The sequence below is a fragment of the Shewanella sp. 10N.286.45.A1 genome, from assembly GCF_041470405.1.
Lineage (GTDB): Bacteria > Pseudomonadota > Gammaproteobacteria > Enterobacterales > Shewanellaceae > Shewanella.
In genome coordinates, this window is the sequence record NZ_JBFRMK010000401.1 from 1 (window position 1) to 3,969 (window position 3,969).

The following is a 3,969-nucleotide window of genomic DNA, read 5'->3' on the forward strand; positions in this document are numbered from 1 at the left end:
GATCAACAGCCCCTAATCAATTGCTGTTTAGCCTTTATCATCAAGTTTGATTAGTAAGCTTGTTATAGGTTAAGTCTCACTGTTTAGATAATCGCTTATACAGCGAATCCTTTAACTCAGCACGATCATGCTTGAGTTGATGCATCGCTTCATCATCTATCGGCGCGCCGTTGAGTTCTAACTCACGGATCTCTTTATCTAGTGCATCGTAATGTTTAGCATCTTTTGTAAATGCGCTATCACTTTGACAAAGCTTGGTAATGACAGCTTGATACTCAGGAAACTCATGGAGCAGAGAATGATCTTCGCCTAACATAAAAACCCCTTAAATTAGATATTAATAAATACGATTTAACGGGTTAATTAAAGCTAAAAGCAGGATTAATTTCAAGGTGAAGATCATGGTGCTTATACTGCAAAGTATTAATGGCTGCAGCAGAGCGTGTTAATCATGCTTGGTGATAGTAGGTAGGTTCTGTTTTACCATTTAACTGGATAACATTGAGGTGTGACAGCAAGCACCTTACCTATTTAGCAATGGCTATTTGGCCATTTATAGTTGCCTGCTATGTAATAAATGAGTAGAAATAGTGTCGGGTTTATCGTCTCTTTAAGGTACTTTCAGCCACATATTTCAGTTCCAGGCAGTAGTCTACCTGCTTTGCATTTATCTGAATTAGAAATATAAATTTAAGAAAAATGAAATAAATACCTATTTATAGGTACTACTAAATTAGTAGGTGTTAATGATCTTGCTCACAGTTATGGATACAAGGTTGTAATCATTTAGTAACATTGTTCTGGATCAAGTTTTCAAACTGTTTTCAGCTTTATAACCTTTTGTGAGAATGATGAAACAAAAGGATTACAATAAATGAAAGTCCATGCCCTAACGTTAGCCGTACTTGCAAGTTTAGCTTCTAGCGCTGTCGCTGCCGACACCGTTGACCCTCTTAAGAAAGCATTCATTGACGACTCAAAAGTTAAAGTTCAATTCCGTCTTCGTTATGAAGATGTTGATGTTGCCAATGTTGATCAAGAAAACCAAACGACTTTACGCACCCGTTTAAATTACCAAACTGGTGATATCTATAATCTATTTGCTGTAGCGGAAATTGATGACGTTCGCTCAACAGAAAATGAGCCGTTAATTGCAGATTACGCGTACACCCAAATTAACCAAGGTTTTATTGGTTATAAAGGTCCTGCTGAAACATTAGCTAAATTTGGTCGTCAACGCATTTTGCTCGATAACCAACGTTTTGTTGGTGGTGTAGGCTTCCGTCAGAATGAACAAACTTATGATGCATTTTCGGTAAAGAATACCGCCATCGAAGGCTTGACTGCATATTACGCTTACGTTGCTACAGTTAACCGTATTTTCCCTGAAGCTTCAGGTAAAGAAGAGCATGAAAACGAAACGAACCTAGTTAACATTAACTATTCAGGTTTAGATTTCGCAAAGATTACTGGTTACGGCTACCTAATTGATAACCAAGATGTCGCCGCCTTCTCTACTGACACTTATGGTATTCGTGCAACGGGTGACATCAAACTAGATGCACTTAAGTTGAGCTACGAAGCGGAGTTTGCGCAGCAATCAGAAGCGGGCGAAAACCCAGTTAGCTACAGTGCAAGTTACTACAAGTTGGGCGCAGGTATTAATTTAGATGCCTTTGGCTTCAAAGCTGGTTACGAAGTACTAGGCTCTGATGATGGTAAAGCTGGCTTTATCACTCCATTAGCAACACTGCACGCGTTTAACGGTTGGACAGATAAGTTCCTATTTGGTGGTAAAGGTAACTGGGAAAATGGTCTTGTTGACGCCCATGTTATTTTGACTGCTAAGGTCGCGGGCTTAAAGTTATTGGCTAAATACCACAAGTTCGATTCTGATTTTGGCGATATCGATATGGGTAAAGAATGGGGTGTTGCTGCAACTTATCCATTTGCGAAGCACTACAGCCTAGGCGTTAAATACGCAAGCTTTAGCGGTGCTGATGAGGGGTATAGCTTCTCAAATGATACCGATAAGCTTTGGTTAACCTTCCAAGCAAAATATTAAGCTCTTCTAGTTAATGCGGCAACGAGTGTAAGCGGTGCAATTACACCCCACTCGTTGGCTGCAAACGCTCCCTTCTAAGCAGGAAGATTCTTTTATTCCTGCTTTTTTTCGTTTTAAAAACACGGATCGAAGCTGTGTCGCTACAAACTTTGTTTTTAGTTAAATCACTGTAGCCTAAATGTAGCTAGTGTTACTATTGGGCAACCCTCTTTATCAGTGAGCGAATAGCTTGTCGTCTCCATCCCAAACCGTTGTCGCGGTTCTTATTGTAAGCTTATTGGCATTGGTACCAGTATTCGCCGCAGAACAGTCGTCTGAGCGAAAAAAGGAATCAACACAGCCCTCTGATGAGCAGACTGAGGTAGCAGGTACTAAACAGCCAACTGCAAGCCCTCAAATAGAGGTGGAAGATGATGACCCCTGTCATAGTATCTCGCAACAACACCAGGCAATTGATCGAGCATTTGATTACCTTAATACCAAATTTTGCCAGCCCGCGATTTGGTTCGATAGCTTCTTTGTTGACGATCGTATAGAAGAGGATGCGCGAGCTGGCACAGTCATACGTTGGTACAACGACTTCTCGTTTTATGAGAAAGAAAGTTTTGAATACAGAGCTAACTTCAAGGCTCGCCTAAATCTTCCAGGTGTTAATAAACGTCTTAAACTCATTTTAGGTTCGACGGAGGAAGATGATCTCTTTGCGGCATCGAAAGCGCCAAATACAGATCGAGAACGCGAAGTTGGTCTGCGTTATGACTGGTATGCCAAAGGGCGAAGCAGTTTTAATATTCAAGCCAATTTTAAGCCAAAGATTGAAGCTAGGTGGCGTTACGCCTATCCGTTTTCAGATAATACCGTTGCCCGCTTTACCCAAAAACTCTATCAAGAAAAAAAGATTACCGGACAGTCTAGTGGTTTGGATGTCGAGCACTCATTTAATGAGACTTTCCTGCTGCGCTGGAGTGGGACTGCGCAATACGAGAACCGCGGAAATGGTTGGGAGTTGGGATCAAGCGTGCAGCTTTATCAATATATTAGTAATACTCAGGCGATTAGTTACCAAGGGGCAATACACAGTGTCGATGAGCCTTACTACTACATTCAAAATGCGAGTGTAGGTTTTACTTATCGACAGAACTTTGCCCGTGATTGGTTATTTTACTCAGTGACCCCTGAATATAACTGGAGCAAAGAAGATGCTGTCTCTGAGCGTATTCATCAAGTCATTATTACATTTACACTAGAGTTCTTATTTCAGAACGTTTAACCACTTAATCTCAATTAGGGTTAATCAACAACAATCACATCCTCTGACATAATCGTAGGCTCTTCTGCAGGGAGAGTTTCAATTTCAGATACTATCTGTTCAGCCAAAATGACTAAGCTGTCTGTGTAGGAAAATCCGTAACCGTAGCCGCCCTCGGTGGTCACTCCATTGCCCAATAGATGTGGGTCGCTTAAGTGGTCGCTAAAGTGGAAGTCGCCAGAGGTGATTGGGGTGATTTGCACCACTCTATAGCCTTGTGCGTTAAGAGACTCAATAGCTTGCTGCAGATCGTCATTAAGCCTTTGTGAATCCACTTTGCAGCTAGAATATTCCCACTCAGTGGTCTTGGGTTTTGCTTCCCACATCTGCTGACGCTTATCGGTTTCAATTTTAGCAAAGTAGCTTTTTACTAATATGCTCTTTTGTTTCATCTGTTTATACATTCTCTATTACGATTGATACAACTCAATCTATCCTATTTTTATGGATAGAGAAATGCCTTATTGAGACGAGAGATGATCGAAGCGATAAACTCTGCGCTTATTTGCGGAGCTAACTCCGATGGCAGCGTACGTTAAGGGGACGGCGCTCGACTTAACAGGTATATCCAACGAGCTTATTATACCAATTGCAT

The 3,969-nt window shown here is 41.2% G+C and carries 4 protein-coding genes; 2 read left to right on the top strand and 2 right to left on the bottom strand.

All coding sequences use genetic code 11. From position 1 onward, the window contains the following. Positions 1-76: 76 nt before the first annotated feature. Entirely contained in the window at positions 77-316 is a 240-nt protein-coding gene (locus AB4238_RS21940; protein WP_372035705.1) for a YdcH family protein, read from the bottom strand. A gap of 558 nt (positions 317-874) precedes the next feature. Here AB4238_RS21940 and AB4238_RS21945 point away from each other — a divergent pair. After that, positions 875-2,065, top strand: a complete 1,191-nt coding sequence (locus tag AB4238_RS21945; protein WP_372035707.1) for an alginate export family protein — start codon at positions 875-877, stop codon at positions 2,063-2,065. A gap of 229 nt (positions 2,066-2,294) precedes the next feature. After that, positions 2,295-3,335 (top strand): hypothetical protein, encoded by a 1,041-nt coding sequence (locus AB4238_RS21950; protein ID WP_372035709.1) that lies wholly within the window; start codon positions 2,295-2,297, stop codon positions 3,333-3,335. Positions 3,336-3,355: 20 nt separating this feature from the next. Here AB4238_RS21950 and AB4238_RS21955 read toward each other — a convergent pair whose 3' ends face one another. Further along, positions 3,356-3,766, bottom strand: coding sequence for a hypothetical protein (locus tag AB4238_RS21955; protein WP_372035711.1), 411 nt, complete (start codon positions 3,764-3,766; stop codon positions 3,356-3,358). Positions 3,767-3,969: the final 203 nt, after the last annotated feature.